Below are 15,510 nucleotides of genomic sequence, written 5' to 3'. Positions count from 1 at the left end.
AAACTTAGTTAATAGGGGTTTACCATGCGGGTAAACCTTAAGCACCTAGGTGCAAAGCAATATGGTTTTAGTTTAATAGAGATTTTAGTGGTATTGGTGATCATCGCCTTTGCCACCAAAATGGTGGTATACAGCTTAGATGGCGGCGCAGAGGAAGAGCTAGATAAGCAAGCAAGTAGGCTGCATACCACCATTAATGCCGCATCGGAATTTGCCGTACTTAACCAGGTAGAGTTAGGTTTATTAGTTGATCAAAATACGCTTGAATTTTTAGTGTTTGATGGCGAAAAGTGGACCAGCTTTAAGCGGGAAGAGTTATTTAAACCAATTGAGTTTGACCAGCAATTTAAAGTAACACTTAATTTAGAAGACCTACCTTGGGCACAAGATAACTTATTAGAGCAGTCTAACTGGCGTGAGTTAATGAGTGGCGATAATGAAGATAGCTTATTAGAACTTAAAAAATTAAAAGTTCCTCAAGTACTTCTTTTATCCTCTGCTGATGTAAGTGCATTTCAGCTCATGCTTGAGTTAAAAGATCAGGCGGAGCCGGTATATTTTATTGAAGGTAAATTTGCTGCGCCAGTTGATTTTCGTCGAGAGCCCCAATAATGAAAAAATACCAAGGTTTTACCTTATTAGAAGTCTTAGTTGCGCTAAGTATTTGTGCTATGGCGGGTATTGCTGCAATGCAAGCAACTGGTGAGCATATTCATCACTTATCTAGCATTGAAGAGCAAACGTATGGCTCATGGGTAGCTGAGAATGTATTGGTAGAACAACGAACGAAAGGCGAAAAATGGCAAGGTAAAAATGGTACCCGCGGTACTGAGATGATGGCGGGGATTGAATGGTTTTGGCGCCAAGATGTTGTGCCCACTGCGGATAAGAGCTTTGTAAAGGTCACTATTAATGTGTTTACAGATGATAAGTATGAAAATTCAATTTATGAGTTAAGTACTTACCTAAATAAAGGTAAGCCATAAGTGAAGCAGCGCGGTTTTACATTATTAGAAGTGATGGTGGCACTAGGAGTGTTGGCGTTTGTTATTATGGCCACCCACCAAATACTTGATACCACCACGCGTGCCAAAGAAGCATCAGATGAAAAAATTGCTGAGCTAAATGGGTTACAAACAGCCTTCAGGCTAATGGATCAAGACTTTAGCCAAATGACTAAACGCCAAGTGCGTAATGAAGCTGGGGATTTTCAAGAGAGTTACTTACTTGCAGGGCGCTACATTTTAGAAAGCCAGCTTGATGGCATTGCCTTTGTGCGTGATGGTTGGATGAATCCCATTAATTTACTTCCTCGCTCAGAGCTGCAAGCTGTTGGTTATCGAGTAATTGATGACAACTTAGAACGAGTATATCGCATTTATGTTGATCAACTTGATAATATGGAGCCTCGTAGCCAAGTTGTTTTAGCTGACGTAGAAGAGCTTAAATTTGAGTTTTTAGATGGTAACGCAGAGTGGCAAGAAAACTGGCAAATTAAGGCGTTACCTAAAGCGGTAGCTGTAACGTTAAAGCAAATGAACGCAGAACCAATTAGGCGCGTTTTTTTAGTGCCAGGACTCGGTAAAGAGCTACCAAAACCGGTTAATGATGGTACTAACCAATCGCAACCAAATGGCCGAGGAACGCCTTGATGAATCAAAAAACATCACGCGGCGCGGCGTTAGTTATTGTGTTATTTATTGTCGCGCTGGCTGCTATTTTAGCCGTAGAAATGAGTGCGAACTTAATGTTACAGGTACAAAGAAGTACTAACTTGCAAAGTCAGCAACAGGCTAAATGGTATGCTTATGGCGCTGAAGAATTAGCTATTAAAGGCTTAATTCAAAGTAAAAAAGACGATCCAGAAAAAACCACCTTAGCGCAGCCGTGGGCAAAGCAAGGTGATGTTAAGTATCCAGTTGATAACGGCACGTTAAGCGGTCAGTTAACTGATTTACAAGCTTGTTTAAACTTAAATGCGCTTGGTGCTGAGCCTGACTCAAACAGTACTAATAAAACGAACCCTGCGCATAAAGCGTTGTTTGCCATATTAGAAAATATAGAAGACTTACCCAGTGATGAGTCTGAAGAAGGTATGGCTGATAGTGTTTTTGACTGGTTGGATAAAAATAGTATTACGTATCGCTCAGGAGCTGAAGAGGGCGAGTATTTATCGCGTCAGTTTCCGTACATGACAGCAAATAACCTATTTGCTTCGGTATCTGAACTGCGTTTAATTAAAGGGTTTAACCCTTTAGTGATGGAAAAGGTGCTGCCTTTTGTCTGTGTGATCCCTGGCAGTACGTTACTTTCAATTAATGTTAATACGGTCACTGAAGAGCAAGCTTTATTGTTCAGTGGCCTAATAGACGAACTGAGTGTTTCGGGTGCTCAAGCGGTAATTGCAGCGCGACCTGAAAATGGCTTTGATAATATTGAAGAGTTTTTTGAGTCTGTTAAACAACAAGGCGGCAAAAATATCAAAGCAGTAGAAAAACTTTTTAGTTTAAAAAGTGAATATTTTAAATTACAAACGCAGGCAAAATTTGTTGATTTGCGTTTTTCGATGACCACATTACTGTATGCCAGCAATGGCGAGGTAACGATACTGGCGCGAAAATTTGGAGGCGTACAGTGACAGAGATACTGTTGATCCGCACGGGTCAAACCGAGCAAGATTTACTTAACTGGTTAATATACTCACCACAAGAACAAGAAATAATAGCCAGTGGCGAGCTACAAAATGCCAATCAGTTAAGTGAACTAACTGAAAAAGCATTAACCCGAGAACTTGTGGTACTTTTACCATGTGACCAGGTGCAATTAAAAACGGTGACACTGCCAACAAAGTGGAGCCGTAAATTAGAGCAAGCATTGCCCTATATGCTCGAAGAAGATATTGCATGTGATATAGACGACGTTTATATCGCGCTTGGGGAGCCAACTATGGTTGATGAGCAGCATGCAATTAAGATTGCGCTAACGAACCGTGATTGGTTTGAGCACTGGTTAGAAGTATTTGAACAACATCAACTCACTCCGTATCAAATAGTACCGGATGCATTACTATTGCCAAGCGCTGAAGAGTCATGTGTTACTGCCATCGAACTTAATAAACAGTGGCTCTTTAAACAAGGTGACTGGCACATTAGCGCGGTTGAAAGCAGTTGGCTAAACGAGTATTTAGTAGCATTAGGCAACCCAGATATCAAGCATTACAGCCCCGCTGATCAGTTTCCTGAAGCACTTAACTTATATCCGCAAACAAGTGACTATGAGTTACCGTTAGCATTATTTGCTAAACAACTTGATAAACTTAAGTTTAATTTGCGTCAAGGACCTTACACCCTTAAAAAGAAAACTGCGTTATGGTGGGGTTACTGGAAAAGTGCTGCCATTATTAGTGTGGTTGCCTTGGTATCAAGTGTGACTATTAAAGCGGTTGAATTGCATCAGCTTAATTCGCAGCTAGAAGTAGCTAAATCGCAAGTAGTAGAGCGATATCAAAAAGCCTTTCCCGGCACACGAGTACGCCCTCATTTAATTAAAAATCAAATACAGGGTGCATTGAATAAAGTACAAGGTGTTAGCGATGCTGGCTTTTTAGATTTAACCAGTAAATTGGTTAGCGTGTTTTCGCAAGTGAGTGAGTTTACGCCACAAACATTACGCTTTGACAAACGCCGTAATGAATTGCGCATTCGAGCGCGTGGTAAAGACTTTCAAACTTTTGGTAAGGTTAAAGCCATTCTAGAGCAGCAAGGGGTTACTGTTGAGCAGGGCTCGTTAAATAATGATGGCGATTTTATCGTCGGCGAAATCAGACTGCGAGGTGCACAATGAAGCAGCAGTTAATGCAATATTGGCGTTCATTAAAAGAGCAAGAGCAACAACTAATTATGGTTGCAGGCGTTGTATTTATCATTTTTGTTTTGGTGATGGGGGTTTTTAGGCCTTTAAATACTGCGATAGAGCGGGCACAGCAATCACAAATAAAACAGCAAGAATTGTTAGCCTGGGTAGACGAGAGTATTGTTAAGCTCAAAGCCGCGGGTAAAACGCAAGCTGTGAGTAATCAAAATCTCAGCCAAATAGTTAATAATACGCGCGGCCGTTACAGCATTAATATTAGTAAAATGCAGCCTAATGATAACTCACTTCGTTTAACGCTCGACTCAGTAGAGTTTAATCTATTAATCCAATGGATTGATGAGCTCGTTAATCAGCATGGTTTAAGCGTAGAAAATCTAGATTTAAGCCAAGATGATAAATCCGGTTATGTACGCGTAAGCCGTTTAGTATTAGAGAAGTAGTTAATGAAAAAAATAATAATATTATCCATCGTTTTTTTAATGAGCTTTATTGTTTTTAGCGTTATTAAATTACCGGCTGCGGTTGCTGTAAATTTAGCTAAACCGTATTTTCCACCGCAGCTAGAAATAGGACAAACTGCTGGCACGTTGTGGCAGGGACAAGTTATGCAGCTGCGCTTTGAAGGTGAGCAATTAAATAATGTACGCTGGGATATATCTGGCTGGGCGTTATTTAAAGCTCAAGTGAATACTAACTTACGCTTTGGTAATCCTCGCGAACGCAGTGACATATCGGGCTATGCAGATATTAGTTATTCACTAGCAAGTGATGAGCTTAAAATAACTGATACTGTAGTGCGTTCAACGGTTGAGCGAGCAATGCAGCGAATTGATTTACCGTTACCAGTTACTGCTAAAGGACGTGTAATTTTAGAGCTCGATGAATACGTTTCTGGAGCGCCATATTGCCAATCACTACAAGGTGAAATAGCCAGTCCTGATATTGACGTACAAGGTTTAACTGGTTGGTTCAATATTGGTGATCTTAGTGGCAAATTAAGTTGTAAGTCGGGCGATGTTGCTATACTCATCGAGCCAGACAATAGATTAGGGCTAGAAGCAGATGCTACACTAAAGGCTAATTTTGACTTTAAAGTTGCGGGATATGTTAAACCTGATCTAACTTTACCCAAAGAGGTACATGACGCGGTGAAGTTTTTAGGCAGACCAGATAACCAAGGTCGTTACCCACTTAAATTTTAATATTTTATATAAAGAGTTTTAATGCAAATACCTCAGTTTACTGAGCAGCATGCTAAGCTGCTCAGCGAGTTTTTAAATACCCAATCAGGCGCAATGAGCCTTACCCAAAGCCAAGGTTATTTATTTGGCGTTATATGTTCACCTGAGCCATTAGAAGTTCACCAATGGTTAGAAAATATTCTCCCTGATACAGCAAACGACCTTGATGAAGACATGTTATTTTTGTTTATGGCATTACACCATCAGGTGAGTGAGCAAGTATTTGAGTTGGGTTATAAGTTACCCGCTGAGTTTGAATATGACTTTTGCCAGCAGTGGTCAGCGGGTTTTTTAACCGCAAGCCAAGCGTATACCCATAAGTTATTAGCAAGTGAGCAACTAGACATTCAATACAAGCAAGCGCTTGAAAGCGCACAGGCTACGCTCAGTTTTTTTGCACTCGATAAACCAGTCATTGTGCAAATTGCACAACAAAATAATATTGATGAATTGCACTTATGTGAGCAGCAGTACGAGCTAATGGGCGACTTTGCGTTAGGTTTTGCTGAACTTATCGAAATTGTTGCGCTTAACAGTGGTTTATATACTGATGAAGGGTGGGAAGAGTAAGTTTTCTAGCGCTCAATCGTTATTCTTAACACCTAACCGCCAATTTCTAATTCAATATCAGTGCAACCTTGTTTGCACTGTATTACTCCCTTACCAGGCTCGCTGGTGGCTAAGTTAAGGGTTAATACGCCATTACAATGTTCGCATTTTAACGTTTTACCCTGTGCCAATTGCTTAAGCATGGTGCGATGTTTATGAAATGAGTTACTTGCTTTTTTATTTAATCCAGAAAAATCCATTACTTTACTCTCGCTTGCGCTAATGACTCTTTGATAATACGACATACAGTAAGTAATCGTTCTTCGTAAAAATAGAGGTTTAGATCACCTTGGCGACAATAGCGTAGTTCAAATAACTTGACTGATTCATCCGTAGTAAATGTTTTAGCAACATAGTCTTGCTCAGAACGAGAAAGTGCTAACTGTTGATTCACTTTATTTCTCGTCATGGTTGCTACAGGAAAGCGATCTACTTTAGTTGAGCTGCTTAACAAACCGATACCATCACCGAGCAACCGTTCGCGCGGCTCTTTTACCAAAGGATGATCAACGGTAAAAAATGCTAGGATCACAACCACTAGTATAAAAAATTTCTTCATAAATATACAAACCTTGATCCAAACAACACTTTAGTAGCCGGCAAGTGTAATAAAATACACCTTAAAAGCAAGTCACAAATTGAATAAATTATTAGCAATCTAGTCAGTAATTTTAGCTAATATGCGTATAATAAGAGGCAGTAGTTAGATATTTCTGAAATATCTGAAAGTATACAAGTGCGACTTAAAGCGTATTATGTTTAGCATGCAAGTTGCTACACTTAGGCGAAAAGTACAAAAAGATTGCTGAATTTTTATTTCCTAGCGGCGTTGAGGAACTTCAATGGATAAGCAAATTAAAGTAAAAAACATACCAACAGAGGTTAAGATCCAAAAACCTGATCTGAGCCGTCAAGAAGATAGATTTAACCCCCGCAATCGCATTTATGTACGTGCGGTTACAGGGCTTCATCAATTACTAAGACAACGCATTGGCTTTTTAGGCATGCTAGCGTTTATGTTATTGCCTTGGATCAACTTTAATGGCCAGCAAGCTGTGTTGTTTGAGCTAATGGAGCAAAAGTTTAATATTTTTGGTTTAACCCTATGGCCACAAGACTTCACTATTCTTGCATTTATTTTTATGCTTGCGGCGTTTGCTCTATTTTTAGTGACTACTTTTTATGGCCGCGTATGGTGTGGCTATACCTGTCCGCAAACAGTATGGACCTTTATTTTTATTTGGTTTGAAGAAAAATTTGAGGGCAGTGCTAATCAACGTAAAAAGTTAGATCAGCGGCCAATGGATTTTGATAAATTCTGGAGAAAAACCGCAAAGCACACTAGTTGGGTGCTATTTTCTCTATATACAGCGTTAACCTTTGTTGGTTACTTTACGCCTATTCGCGAACTACTCCCAGAATTTGTTACCTTTAACGTAGGCGGTTATGCCTTAGTTAGTATTATTGTATTTACTATTTGTACTTATGGTAATGCGGGTTGGATGCGCGAAATTATGTGTTTACATATATGCCCATACTCACGCTTTCAGTCAGCAATGTTTGATAAAGACACCTTTACTGTAAGCTACGATGAAGCGCGTGGTGAAAACCGCGGGCCACGTTCGCGTAAACAAGACCCAAAAGAGCTGGGGTTAGGTGATTGTATTGACTGTAACTTGTGTGTGCAGGTTTGCCCAACTGGGATTGATATTCGTAATGGTCTGCAATACGAGTGTATAAACTGTGGCGCGTGTATTGACGCCTGTGACGGCGTAATGGACAAAATGAATTATCCTCGAGGTCTAATCTCTTATACCACCGAGCGTAACTTGGAAACCCCAGAGAATAAAACTCATCCGCTGCGTCCTAAGCTGATTGGTTACAGTATTATTTTAGTCTTACTTACCGGTGCGTTGGTAGCCAATATAGCTATGCGTAAACCTATGGACTTTGATATTATCCGTGATCGCAATCAGTTGTATCGTGTCGATTTTAATGGCTTAGTTGAAAACACCTACACCTTAAAAGTGATTAATAAGGCACAGTACGAGCAAACATTCTCTATTGATGTTAAAGGGTTAGATAACTATAAATACATAGGTGATACCACCTTTACGGTGAACGCTGGTGAATCGCATAATGTGCCGTTATCATTAGTAATGGACCCTTATGATTTAAAAGCGCCAATGACCGAGTTTAACTTTGTACTGTCGCCAATAAACGAACCCGATAACCAAATATCGCAGCAAAGTAACTTTTTTAAAGCGCGATAAAGAGTCTGTATTAAAAGACGAACACTGATATTAACAAAAAAGCGGGATATTCCCGCTTTTCTTTTATATAAGAAGTATATGAGTAAATTTAGCTTTATTGACTTAACCCCAGATCTTATTTTGGATGCCATCGAAAGCGTTGATATTTACGCTGAGTCAGGGTTGCTAGCGCTAAATAGCTACGAAAATCGAGTGTATCAATTTGTAGCTGAGGGTGGAAAACGTTACGTTGTTAAGTTTTATCGGCCTGAGCGCTGGAGCAAAGCACAAATTCAAGAGGAACATGATTTTGCTTTTGAACTGGCAGCCGCAGAAGTACCGGTGGTTGCGCCAATAAAGCATAATGGGCAAAGCTTATTTGAACACCAAGGGTATTTATTTACTTTATTCCCAAGTGTAGGCGGGCGTTTATTTGAAGTCGATAATTTAGATCAGCTTGACGTACTAGGGCGTTTAATTGGTCGCATGCACCAAGTAGCGAAAACGCAGCCCTTTACCCAAAGACCAATCGTTAGCTGTGATGAATACCTGCATACAGCTAAAGTTCATTTACAAAAAAGTAATTTAGTTCCTATGGGACTAGAAACTTCCTTTTACACTATTTTAGATTTAGTTATTGCCCAAGCGCAGCTGCAATATAAAAATGTAGACAGTATTCGCTTACACGGAGACTGCCATGCTGGTAATATTTTATGGGCTGGGGATGCGCTGATGTTTGTTGATTTAGACGATAGCCGCCAAGGACCTGCAATTCAAGATTTATGGATGATGCTCAGTGGCGATCGACAAACACAGCTGTTACAGTTAGACACTTTAGTGAATGCGTATGAAGAGTTTTGTGATTTTGATCACTCACAACTGAAGCTGATCGAACCGCTTCGCGCCATGCGTATGATTCATTACATGGGTTGGGTTGCAAAACGTTGGAGCGATCCAGCTTTTGTACGGAACTTTTCATGGTTTGCAGATGACAAATACTGGGAGCAACAAATTTTAGCGCTTAAAGAACAGCTTGCAGCTTTGCAAGAAGCCCCGTTAAAATTATTGCCATAATATTTTTATTTAAAAAAGAAGTATAACGAGATATTCATGCTTAAAAAATTAAAACTAAGTTTACTGATCCTATGTTTACCTTTCGCAGCACTAGCTGCCAACTTTGAAGCAGGTAATCAATATACTGTGATTGACGTTGAAAAGAGTAAAACGCCAAACGTAACCGAATTCTTCTCTTTCTATTGCCCGCACTGTTTTAAGTTTGAGCCGGTAGCAAAAGGGATTGCAGAAAACTTACCTGAAGGGGCTGAGTTTGTAAAAAATCATGTTAACTTTTTAGGGGGCGTTTCACCACAAGCACAAAGTAACCTGAGCTTTGCTTACTTAATTGCTAAAAAACATGGTCAAGCCGAAGCAGTAACAGCGCAAATTTTTAAAAGCATCCATATTCAGCGTGCACCATTAACAGAAATTAAAGACGTTAAGAAGTTATTAGAGCTTAACGCAATTGATAACAGCACATTTGATAATGATATTGCTAGTTTGCCTATCATAGCAGCTGAACGTGCCATGCAAGATAAGCAGAATAAATATTCTGAGCTTGGCGCATTAACTGGCGTACCTACATTTATCGTAAATGACAAATATAAAATCAATATTAATACAATCAAGAGCCAACAAGAACTTGATGAGTTAATTAGCTTTTTACTAAAACTATAATTTTTGGAGCACCATAATAATGATCAAATTAGTTAAAGCAGGGTTGCTTGCTGTATTACTCCCTTTAGCTGCAACCAGTTTTGCTGCCACTTACGAAGAGGGCGTACATTATGATGTCGTCTCTGATCGTGCAACCAGAAAGCCAGAAGTAAAAGAGTTTTTCTCTTTTTACTGCCCTGCATGTAATAACATGGAGCCACTGCTTGCTGAGATCAAACCTAAGCTAGACAAAAACGTAAAGTTTAAGAAAAGCCATGTGGATTTCGTGGGCGTTCGTGACCCAGAACATCAAACCATGATCAGCCAAGCACTAGCTACTGCTGAAGTACTACCGCAAAAAGATAAAATTATTTCAGCGATGTTTGACCACATTCACGCAAAGCGTGCTCGTTTTAATGAGCTTGCAGATGTAAAAGATGTATTTTTAGCGCAAGGTGTAGATGGCGACAAGTTTGATAAATTATTTGAAAGCTTCTCGGTACGTACACTGAGCTCTAAAATGAAGCGCGACCAAGATTACTTTAAAGGAAAAGGGGCACTGCGTGGCGTTCCAACATTTATTGTTAATGGTAAATATAAGCTTAACTTAGGTGGCGAGTCAGGTATTTCATCGCCAGAAGATGTAAGCGCACTTATTAACTACTTAGCAAATAAATAATTAGTTTAGTGAAATAAAAAAGCTCCGAAAGGAGCTTTTTTATTTGGAGAAGAAAATTCATTATGGAAAAAATTTTAATCTCAAGTTGTTTGTTAGGTTTGCCAGTTCGTTATGATGGTAAAGGCCAAACAATATTGCACCCTCAACTTAATTTGTGGCAAAAGCAAAATAGATTAATCGTATTTTGTCCTGAGATTGCTGGTGGCTTACTCGTGCCTAGAGCGCCCGCTGAGATAAAGCAAAATCGAGTTATTACAAATACTGCCGAGGATGTAACAAGTGCATTTGAAGCTGGCGCTAATAAAGCATTAGCCCTTTGTAATAAGCATAATATTCGCTTTGCTTTACTAAAAGAGTCTAGTCCTTCGTGTGGCCGTAATACAATTTATGATGGAAGCCATAGTGGGGTGAAAGTAAAAGGCATGGGGCTGACCGCTAAGTTATTGGTAAAGCATCAAGTTAAAGTATTTAGTGAAGAGCAAATACCAGCACTTATCAAGGCGCTGGCATTATAGTATTGGATTTTATTTTTTCTGTAAAAATACACCAGATTCAATATGGTGTGTGTAAGGGAACTGATCAAATATTGCAAAGCGCTTAACCTCATGGGTTTGGCATAAGTGATCAAGATCACGCTCTAACGTATCTGGGTTACATGATATATAAATAATATTCTCATAGTTAGCCACTAAATCACACGTTAGGGTATCCATGCCAGCACGAGGTGGGTCGACTAGAATGGTTTGGCAGTTGTAACTACTAAGGTCAATACCATCTAAGCGAGAGAAAGTACGCTCGCCTTTCATTGCCTGAGTAAACTCTTCGCTCGACATGCGAATAATATCTAAGTTAGTTACTTTGTTTTGAGCAATATTATATTGCGCTGAATGCACAGACGATTTTGATATTTCTGTTGCCAGCACTTTATTAAATGAGCCCGCAAGTGCAATTGAAAAGTTTCCGTTACCACAATACAGCTCTAGTAAATCATTGTTTAGTGGTTTACATAGCTCTTGTGCCCACTCTAACATTTTAATATTCACCTTCGCATTAGGCTGAGTAAAGCTATTTTCTACCTGTTGATAGATTAGCTCTTGGCCATTTACCATTAAACGCTCAGTAACAAAGTCATCGCCTAATTTTTCTTTTTGCTTACGTGCACGGCCAATAAAGTCAATTTTGTACTGGCTACTTAGCTTTTCCTTTAAGGCATTAATCTCAGTTAACCAGTTTTCATCAAGTGGCTTGTGATAAAGCAAGCTTACTAAAATTTCACCGCTGAGGGTCGATAAATAATCTATTTGGAATAATTTACGACGCAGTACTTCGCAGCCTTTTAAGTTATCAATCATTACCTGCATAACTTCACCTACTAAAGGAGCTGCAGGGTCAAAGGTATCAACACGTATTTTATCTTTCGTTTGTTGATCAAACATAATGTGAAACAGATCGTCACCATCGTGCCATACTCTAAATTCTGCACGTTGACGGTAGTTAATAGGCTCAGAGCTAAATACTTCTAACTGTTTTACACCGAAACGTTGAAACTGCTCTGTAATACGCTGCTCTTTTTCATTTAATTGTGCATCGTACTGCGTGGTATCTATATTTATAACTGCCATTAACGGTATAACCTTATCGTTGAGATCTGTTTATCGGCGCTATTGTAGGGAGCGAAGCGTATTTGTCTAGTTTTGATCAAATATAGTGAGCTTTTTTTAAGCATTTTACTACAGTATAGGCTTACTTGGCCGATATAAGAGTATGTCTAAATAGGAGTCTTCTCATGAAAATAGGTAACTTTAGTTTTGTTCCAAACAGCAATGCCAATAAATACAATACTAAGCAAGCAATGCCACAGCCTAAAATAGACTCCCCACCAACTAGCTATCAGCAACGCGGAAAAGAATTGGCTGCTGCCGTATTGGGTGACAAAATGGCAAAAGAATTAGGCTTGCCGGTTGCTGAAGCGAAAAAAGACAAACCATTGTTTGATTTTAATGAAGTAGTCAAAAATGTTTTAGACTTTGTGACCAGCTCAGTAAAAAAAGCCAAAGCCAATGGTGCCGATGATGACAAGCTACAAGATATACTCAACCAGGCACGTAAAGGCGTGCAAACAGGTGTTGATGAAGCTGTCGATGAATTAAAAGGCATGGGCGTATTTAATCAAGAGCTTGAAGAGGGTATTGATAAATCAAAAGAGGGCATCTTTAATGGCCTTGATAAATTTGAGCAGAACTTATTTAATCCTCAGCCAGCAAGTGTAACGGTTAGTCAATCGCAATATGTGAACCTTAGTAACAGCGCTGATTATACTTTTACCACCGCAGAAGGTGATGAGGTGAGTATTAGTTTTGCAGACGCTTACCAATCCCAGTCATCTAGTCGCTATCAGCAAACTGAAAGCTCACAAGCATTTAGTACGCAATTTTCTGAGTCTCGTGAGTTGTCATTTTCTATGTCAGTAAATGGAGAGCTTAATGAAGACGAACAGCAAGCTATAAATGATTTAATGGCAGAGTTACAAGATGTAAGTAAAACCTTTTTCAGTGGCGACTTAGATAAAGCATTTGAACAAGCCCAAGAACTCAGCTTAGGAAATGAACAGCTGGTGGCATTTTCAATGGACTTACGTCAAAGCAAAACTGTGGCAGCTATTAAAGAGTATGAACAAATTAAGCCAACATCAGAAAAGGCCATTGCCGAAACCGTCGCACCTTTTAATGATGATCTAAAATCGGCTTACTCTAAAGCGCAAACACTAGGATTAGAAAGCCAGCTATCAGGTATCATTCAATGGCTAAATCAAGATCAACAAGAAATAGATAAACTGGTTGATTACACTAACACCATGTTTGAAAACTTAGATAAATTAAACACAGCTACTGCAAAACTAAACGCTGAGTAAAACTACTTTCTTTTATAAAAGCCTCATGGCAAACTGCCGTTCTAAGTAAAGAGTAGGAATGGTAGTTTGTCAGCGCACATCATGGTATTTGATTCAGGTATAGGTGGAACCACAGTACTTGAGCATATTCAGCAAAGCATTCCTCACGCTCAATATAGTTACTTCATGGATAATGCATTATTGCCTTATGGTGCACAGTCGCAGCAGACTATAATTAGTCGCTTATGTGGACTAATCCAATTTATCAAAAATGAGTCGCTCAATGTCGACTTAATTGTTATAGCCTGCAATACCGCCTCAACATCTGCATTAAGTGCGGTACGTCAAATAACAGATATTCCAATTGTAGGGGTTGTACCTGCGATTAAGCCCGCAGCACAAATAACACAATCAAAGCATATTGGATTATTGGCAACCCCTGCTACAGTAGCAAGTTCATATACGGATACACTGATTAAAGAGCATGCCTCACTTATAACTACAAGCTTATATAGTAGTGTTGAATTGGTCACCCTGGCAGAAGCATTCTTTTTTACCCAATACTTAGATATAGAAAAGCTGCACGCTGAGTTAAACCGATTAAATATTAATAAAGATATCGATGTGCTGGTATTAGGCTGTACTCACTTTCCTATTCTTGCTAAACCAATTAGTGATTACTTTAAAGCACATATAGAGTTGTTAGATTCTGGTGCGGCTATTGCTAAGCGAGTTAGATCTTTACTGAATTTAAGCGATGATCAAGCAGGCATAAAAAAGCCGCTGCGGTATTATGCAACGGCTGATATATGTAGTGATAAACTAGCCGTTAAGCAAGTTACACTGTTTGATCCGACTCTGAACGATAAGAGTTAGAATCATCTTCTTGTTTTTGTTTTGCTTCACGTACTTTTAAAGTACGTTGTTGGAACTCACTATCATTTAACTTAGCAATTGCGTTATCCGCATCAGCTTGAGCCATTTCAACAAAACCAAAGCCGCGACGTTTGCCAGTATTCTTATCTTTCAATAAACGAACATTAAATACCTTGCCTTGCTCTTCGAACAAAGCACGTACAACGCCTTCATTTGCGCGATAAGGAAGATTGCCAACATAAAGTGTTTTTGTTTTTACTTCGGCTTCTTCTGCACTTACTGATGACATTGCAGCAATGACAAGTCCACCAATTAATAAACCAGCACCAAATAGTAGTGCAGGGTCTAATGCTAGGCTTGCAAGTGCAAACTTAACGATAACAAAACCAACAACAGCAAGAATAACTGCAAAGATAAAAGATTTTTGATCGGGTAATTTCATTTTGATCTACCAATAAACAGGAAATAAACATTAATTTAACATTGTGAACTTGCTATCTTAACGTCTTAATTGAACATAGCAATGAAATTTATAGTAAATAGTTAATAAGAGTGCAAAAAACGACCTAAAGTAAGCTCTTTCCATACCATTTTGATACTATTTGCCTGAAAGTTGAGCAAACAGTAAAAAGATCTAAAAAAAAGGTTGATCTGTTTTCGGATCTCCCTATAATGCGACCCCACTGAGACGGGGAACGCCAACGCATAGCGAGGCACGAACTACTCAGAGAGTCGAGTAAAACTTAGTTTTGAAAACTTTCAAGTTTAACAAAATTAAGTGTTGACAAAAAAATAGGAAAGCGTAATATGCGCAGCCCTAGCGAGATAAAGTTTAACGCTTTAATCGCAACGTTCTTTAACAATATAAAGCAATCATCTGTGTGGGCACTCGTACAGATTGAGTTCTAACAGCCAAGCTACTTAGGTAGTGAGGCAAACAAATTTAGAGTCTCAATTGAAACTGAGTGACCAACAGCAATAACTACTTAGGTAGGAATTGCAGCACAGTCAATTCAATATCGAAAGATATTAAATAAATTCAGAATTCATTGAGCTGTCGAAAGACATAAAACTTTTTAATTGAAGAGTTTGATCATGGCTCAGATTGAACGCTGGCGGCAGGCCTAACACATGCAAGTCGAGCGGTAACAGAAAGTAGCTTGCTACTTTGCTGACGAGCGGCGGACGGGTGAGTAATGCTTGGGAACATGCCTTGAGGTGGGGGACAACAGTTGGAAACGACTGCTAATACCGCATAATGTCTACGGACCAAAGGGGGCTTCGGCTCTCGCCTTTAGATTGGCCCAAGTGGGATTAGCTAGTTGGTGAGGTAATGGCTCACCAAGGCGACGATCCCTAGCTGGTTTGAGAGGATGA

The 15,510-nt window shown here is 39.3% G+C and carries 19 protein-coding genes and 1 rRNA gene (1 of these 20 running past the window's edge); 16 read left to right on the top strand and 4 right to left on the bottom strand.

From position 1 onward, the window contains the following. Nucleotides 1-24: 24 nt before the first annotated feature. From gspH to FHG08_RS02210, 8 genes are read left to right on the top strand one after another with little or no spacing between them, the layout of a single operon-like run. The gene (gene gspH, locus FHG08_RS02245; RefSeq protein WP_178956689.1) at nucleotides 25-612 is read left to right on the top strand and encodes a type II secretion system minor pseudopilin GspH; all 588 of its coding nucleotides are present in this window, start codon (nucleotides 25-27) and stop codon (nucleotides 610-612) included. Beyond that, nucleotides 612-986, top strand: a complete 375-nt coding sequence (gene gspI / locus FHG08_RS02240) for a type II secretion system minor pseudopilin GspI (RefSeq protein WP_010393012.1) — start codon at nucleotides 612-614, stop codon at nucleotides 984-986. The genes gspH and gspI overlap by 1 nt, the downstream gene beginning before the upstream one ends. Beyond that, nucleotides 987-1,652 (top strand): type II secretion system minor pseudopilin GspJ, encoded by a 666-nt coding sequence (gene gspJ, locus FHG08_RS02235; protein ID WP_010393015.1) that lies wholly within the window; start codon nucleotides 987-989, stop codon nucleotides 1,650-1,652. Then, nucleotides 1,652-2,638 (top strand): type II secretion system minor pseudopilin GspK, encoded by a 987-nt coding sequence (gene gspK / locus FHG08_RS02230; RefSeq protein ID WP_178956688.1) that lies wholly within the window; start codon nucleotides 1,652-1,654, stop codon nucleotides 2,636-2,638. Before gspJ ends, gspK begins: the two co-directional genes overlap by 1 nt. Beyond that, nucleotides 2,635-3,843, top strand: a complete 1,209-nt coding sequence (gspL, locus tag FHG08_RS02225) for a type II secretion system protein GspL (protein ID WP_178956687.1) — start codon at nucleotides 2,635-2,637, stop codon at nucleotides 3,841-3,843. Before gspK ends, gspL begins: the two co-directional genes overlap by 4 nt. Beyond that, nucleotides 3,840-4,313 (top strand): type II secretion system protein GspM, encoded by a 474-nt coding sequence (gspM, locus tag FHG08_RS02220; RefSeq protein WP_178956686.1) that lies wholly within the window; start codon nucleotides 3,840-3,842, stop codon nucleotides 4,311-4,313. Before gspL ends, gspM begins: the two co-directional genes overlap by 4 nt. Nucleotides 4,314-4,316: 3 nt before the next feature. Then, nucleotides 4,317-5,075 carry a type II secretion system protein N gene (locus FHG08_RS02215; RefSeq protein ID WP_138608184.1) on the top strand — a complete coding sequence of 253 codons (759 nt, stop codon included), beginning with the start codon at nucleotides 4,317-4,319 and terminating at the stop codon, nucleotides 5,073-5,075. Between the two features lie 21 nt (nucleotides 5,076-5,096). Continuing rightward, complete coding sequence (locus FHG08_RS02210; RefSeq protein WP_138596731.1) at nucleotides 5,097-5,684, top strand: UPF0149 family protein; 588 nt, start codon at nucleotides 5,097-5,099, stop codon at nucleotides 5,682-5,684. Nucleotides 5,685-5,716: 32 nt separating this feature from the next. Here FHG08_RS02210 and FHG08_RS02205 read toward each other — a convergent pair whose 3' ends face one another. Both FHG08_RS02205 and FHG08_RS02200 read right to left on the bottom strand, forming a co-directional pair. Further along, nucleotides 5,717-5,923 (bottom strand): hypothetical protein, encoded by a 207-nt coding sequence (locus tag FHG08_RS02205; protein WP_010393026.1) that lies wholly within the window; start codon nucleotides 5,921-5,923, stop codon nucleotides 5,717-5,719. Further along, nucleotides 5,923-6,282 (bottom strand): hypothetical protein, encoded by a 360-nt coding sequence (locus FHG08_RS02200; protein ID WP_010393028.1) that lies wholly within the window; start codon nucleotides 6,280-6,282, stop codon nucleotides 5,923-5,925. Before FHG08_RS02200 ends, FHG08_RS02205 begins: the two co-directional genes overlap by 1 nt. 283 nt (nucleotides 6,283-6,565) lie before the next feature. Between FHG08_RS02200 and ccoG the strand changes: the two genes are divergently transcribed. The 5 genes from ccoG to FHG08_RS02175 all read left to right on the top strand — a co-directional run bounded on the left by ccoG (nucleotide 6,566) and on the right by FHG08_RS02175 (nucleotide 10,882). Further along, nucleotides 6,566-7,996 carry a cytochrome c oxidase accessory protein CcoG gene (ccoG, locus tag FHG08_RS02195; RefSeq protein ID WP_010393031.1) on the top strand — a complete coding sequence of 477 codons (1,431 nt, stop codon included), beginning with the start codon at nucleotides 6,566-6,568 and terminating at the stop codon, nucleotides 7,994-7,996. Between the two features lie 78 nt (nucleotides 7,997-8,074). After that, entirely contained in the window at nucleotides 8,075-9,049 is a 975-nt protein-coding gene (locus tag FHG08_RS02190) for a serine/threonine protein kinase (protein ID WP_055013406.1), read from the top strand. Between the two features lie 36 nt (nucleotides 9,050-9,085). Continuing rightward, on the top strand, nucleotides 9,086-9,709 hold the full coding sequence (locus FHG08_RS02185; RefSeq protein WP_036980428.1) for a thiol:disulfide interchange protein DsbA/DsbL: 624 nt from the start codon (nucleotides 9,086-9,088) through the stop codon (nucleotides 9,707-9,709). A 19-nt stretch (nucleotides 9,710-9,728) separates the two neighbouring features. After that, the gene (locus FHG08_RS02180; protein ID WP_008113400.1) at nucleotides 9,729-10,367 is read left to right on the top strand and encodes a thiol:disulfide interchange protein DsbA/DsbL; all 639 of its coding nucleotides are present in this window, start codon (nucleotides 9,729-9,731) and stop codon (nucleotides 10,365-10,367) included. Between the two features lie 62 nt (nucleotides 10,368-10,429). Further along, nucleotides 10,430-10,882 carry a DUF523 domain-containing protein gene (locus FHG08_RS02175; protein WP_109875875.1) on the top strand — a complete coding sequence of 151 codons (453 nt, stop codon included), beginning with the start codon at nucleotides 10,430-10,432 and terminating at the stop codon, nucleotides 10,880-10,882. Nucleotides 10,883-10,891: 9 nt separating this feature from the next. On the opposite strand, the gene trmA is transcribed toward FHG08_RS02175, so the two are convergent. Beyond that, nucleotides 10,892-11,989 carry a tRNA (uridine(54)-C5)-methyltransferase TrmA gene (trmA, locus tag FHG08_RS02170; protein WP_138608198.1) on the bottom strand — a complete coding sequence of 366 codons (1,098 nt, stop codon included), beginning with the start codon at nucleotides 11,987-11,989 and terminating at the stop codon, nucleotides 10,892-10,894. A 164-nt stretch (nucleotides 11,990-12,153) separates the two neighbouring features. Here trmA and FHG08_RS02165 point away from each other — a divergent pair, with 164 nt between their 5' ends. Both FHG08_RS02165 and murI read left to right on the top strand, forming a co-directional pair. Beyond that, nucleotides 12,154-13,278: a DUF5610 domain-containing protein gene (locus FHG08_RS02165; protein ID WP_178956685.1), complete on the top strand. Its 1,125-nt coding sequence runs from the start codon at nucleotides 12,154-12,156 to the stop codon at nucleotides 13,276-13,278. 66 nt (nucleotides 13,279-13,344) lie between these two features. After that, entirely contained in the window at nucleotides 13,345-14,133 is a 789-nt protein-coding gene (gene murI, locus FHG08_RS02160; protein WP_178956684.1) for a glutamate racemase, read from the top strand. Here the strand turns inward: murI and FHG08_RS02155 are convergent. Then, nucleotides 14,096-14,575, bottom strand: a complete 480-nt coding sequence (locus FHG08_RS02155; RefSeq protein WP_055013410.1) for an RNA-binding protein — start codon at nucleotides 14,573-14,575, stop codon at nucleotides 14,096-14,098. The two genes, murI and FHG08_RS02155, sit on opposite strands and share 38 nt — an antisense overlap. Before the next feature lie 635 nt (nucleotides 14,576-15,210). Between FHG08_RS02155 and FHG08_RS02150 the strand changes: the two genes are divergently transcribed. Beyond that, nucleotides 15,211-15,510, top strand: a 16S ribosomal RNA gene (locus tag FHG08_RS02150) (it continues 1,236 nt past the right edge of the window).

It is taken from the genome of Pseudoalteromonas sp. Scap03 (assembly GCF_013393115.1).
In the GTDB taxonomy this organism is placed as follows: Bacteria; Pseudomonadota; Gammaproteobacteria; order Enterobacterales; family Alteromonadaceae; genus Pseudoalteromonas.
Note: the sequence above shows the minus strand (reverse complement) of the source record. Positions and strands in the feature narration are given on the sequence as shown.

Coding starts and splice junctions, on each gene's coding strand:
- FHG08_RS02205 (WP_010393026.1), bottom strand. CDS start 5,923: ATGGATTTTTCTGGATTAAATAAAAAAGCAAGTAACTCATTTCATAAA.
- gspI (WP_010393012.1), top strand. CDS start 612: ATGAAAAAATACCAAGGTTTTACCTTATTAGAAGTCTTAGTTGCGCTA.
- FHG08_RS02190 (WP_055013406.1), top strand. CDS start 8,075: ATGAGTAAATTTAGCTTTATTGACTTAACCCCAGATCTTATTTTGGAT.
- trmA (WP_138608198.1), bottom strand. CDS start 11,989: ATGGCAGTTATAAATATAGATACCACGCAGTACGATGCACAATTAAAT.
- FHG08_RS02200 (WP_010393028.1), bottom strand. CDS start 6,282: ATGAAGAAATTTTTTATACTAGTGGTTGTGATCCTAGCATTTTTTACC.
- gspK (WP_178956688.1), top strand. CDS start 1,652: ATGAATCAAAAAACATCACGCGGCGCGGCGTTAGTTATTGTGTTATTT.
- FHG08_RS02155 (WP_055013410.1), bottom strand. CDS start 14,575: ATGAAATTACCCGATCAAAAATCTTTTATCTTTGCAGTTATTCTTGCT.
- FHG08_RS02175 (WP_109875875.1), top strand. CDS start 10,430: ATGGAAAAAATTTTAATCTCAAGTTGTTTGTTAGGTTTGCCAGTTCGT.
- ccoG (WP_010393031.1), top strand. CDS start 6,566: ATGGATAAGCAAATTAAAGTAAAAAACATACCAACAGAGGTTAAGATC.
- FHG08_RS02180 (WP_008113400.1), top strand. CDS start 9,729: ATGATCAAATTAGTTAAAGCAGGGTTGCTTGCTGTATTACTCCCTTTA.
- FHG08_RS02215 (WP_138608184.1), top strand. CDS start 4,317: ATGAAAAAAATAATAATATTATCCATCGTTTTTTTAATGAGCTTTATT.
- gspH (WP_178956689.1), top strand. CDS start 25: ATGCGGGTAAACCTTAAGCACCTAGGTGCAAAGCAATATGGTTTTAGT.
- FHG08_RS02185 (WP_036980428.1), top strand. CDS start 9,086: ATGCTTAAAAAATTAAAACTAAGTTTACTGATCCTATGTTTACCTTTC.
- gspM (WP_178956686.1), top strand. CDS start 3,840: ATGAAGCAGCAGTTAATGCAATATTGGCGTTCATTAAAAGAGCAAGAG.
- FHG08_RS02165 (WP_178956685.1), top strand. CDS start 12,154: ATGAAAATAGGTAACTTTAGTTTTGTTCCAAACAGCAATGCCAATAAA.
- FHG08_RS02210 (WP_138596731.1), top strand. CDS start 5,097: ATGCAAATACCTCAGTTTACTGAGCAGCATGCTAAGCTGCTCAGCGAG.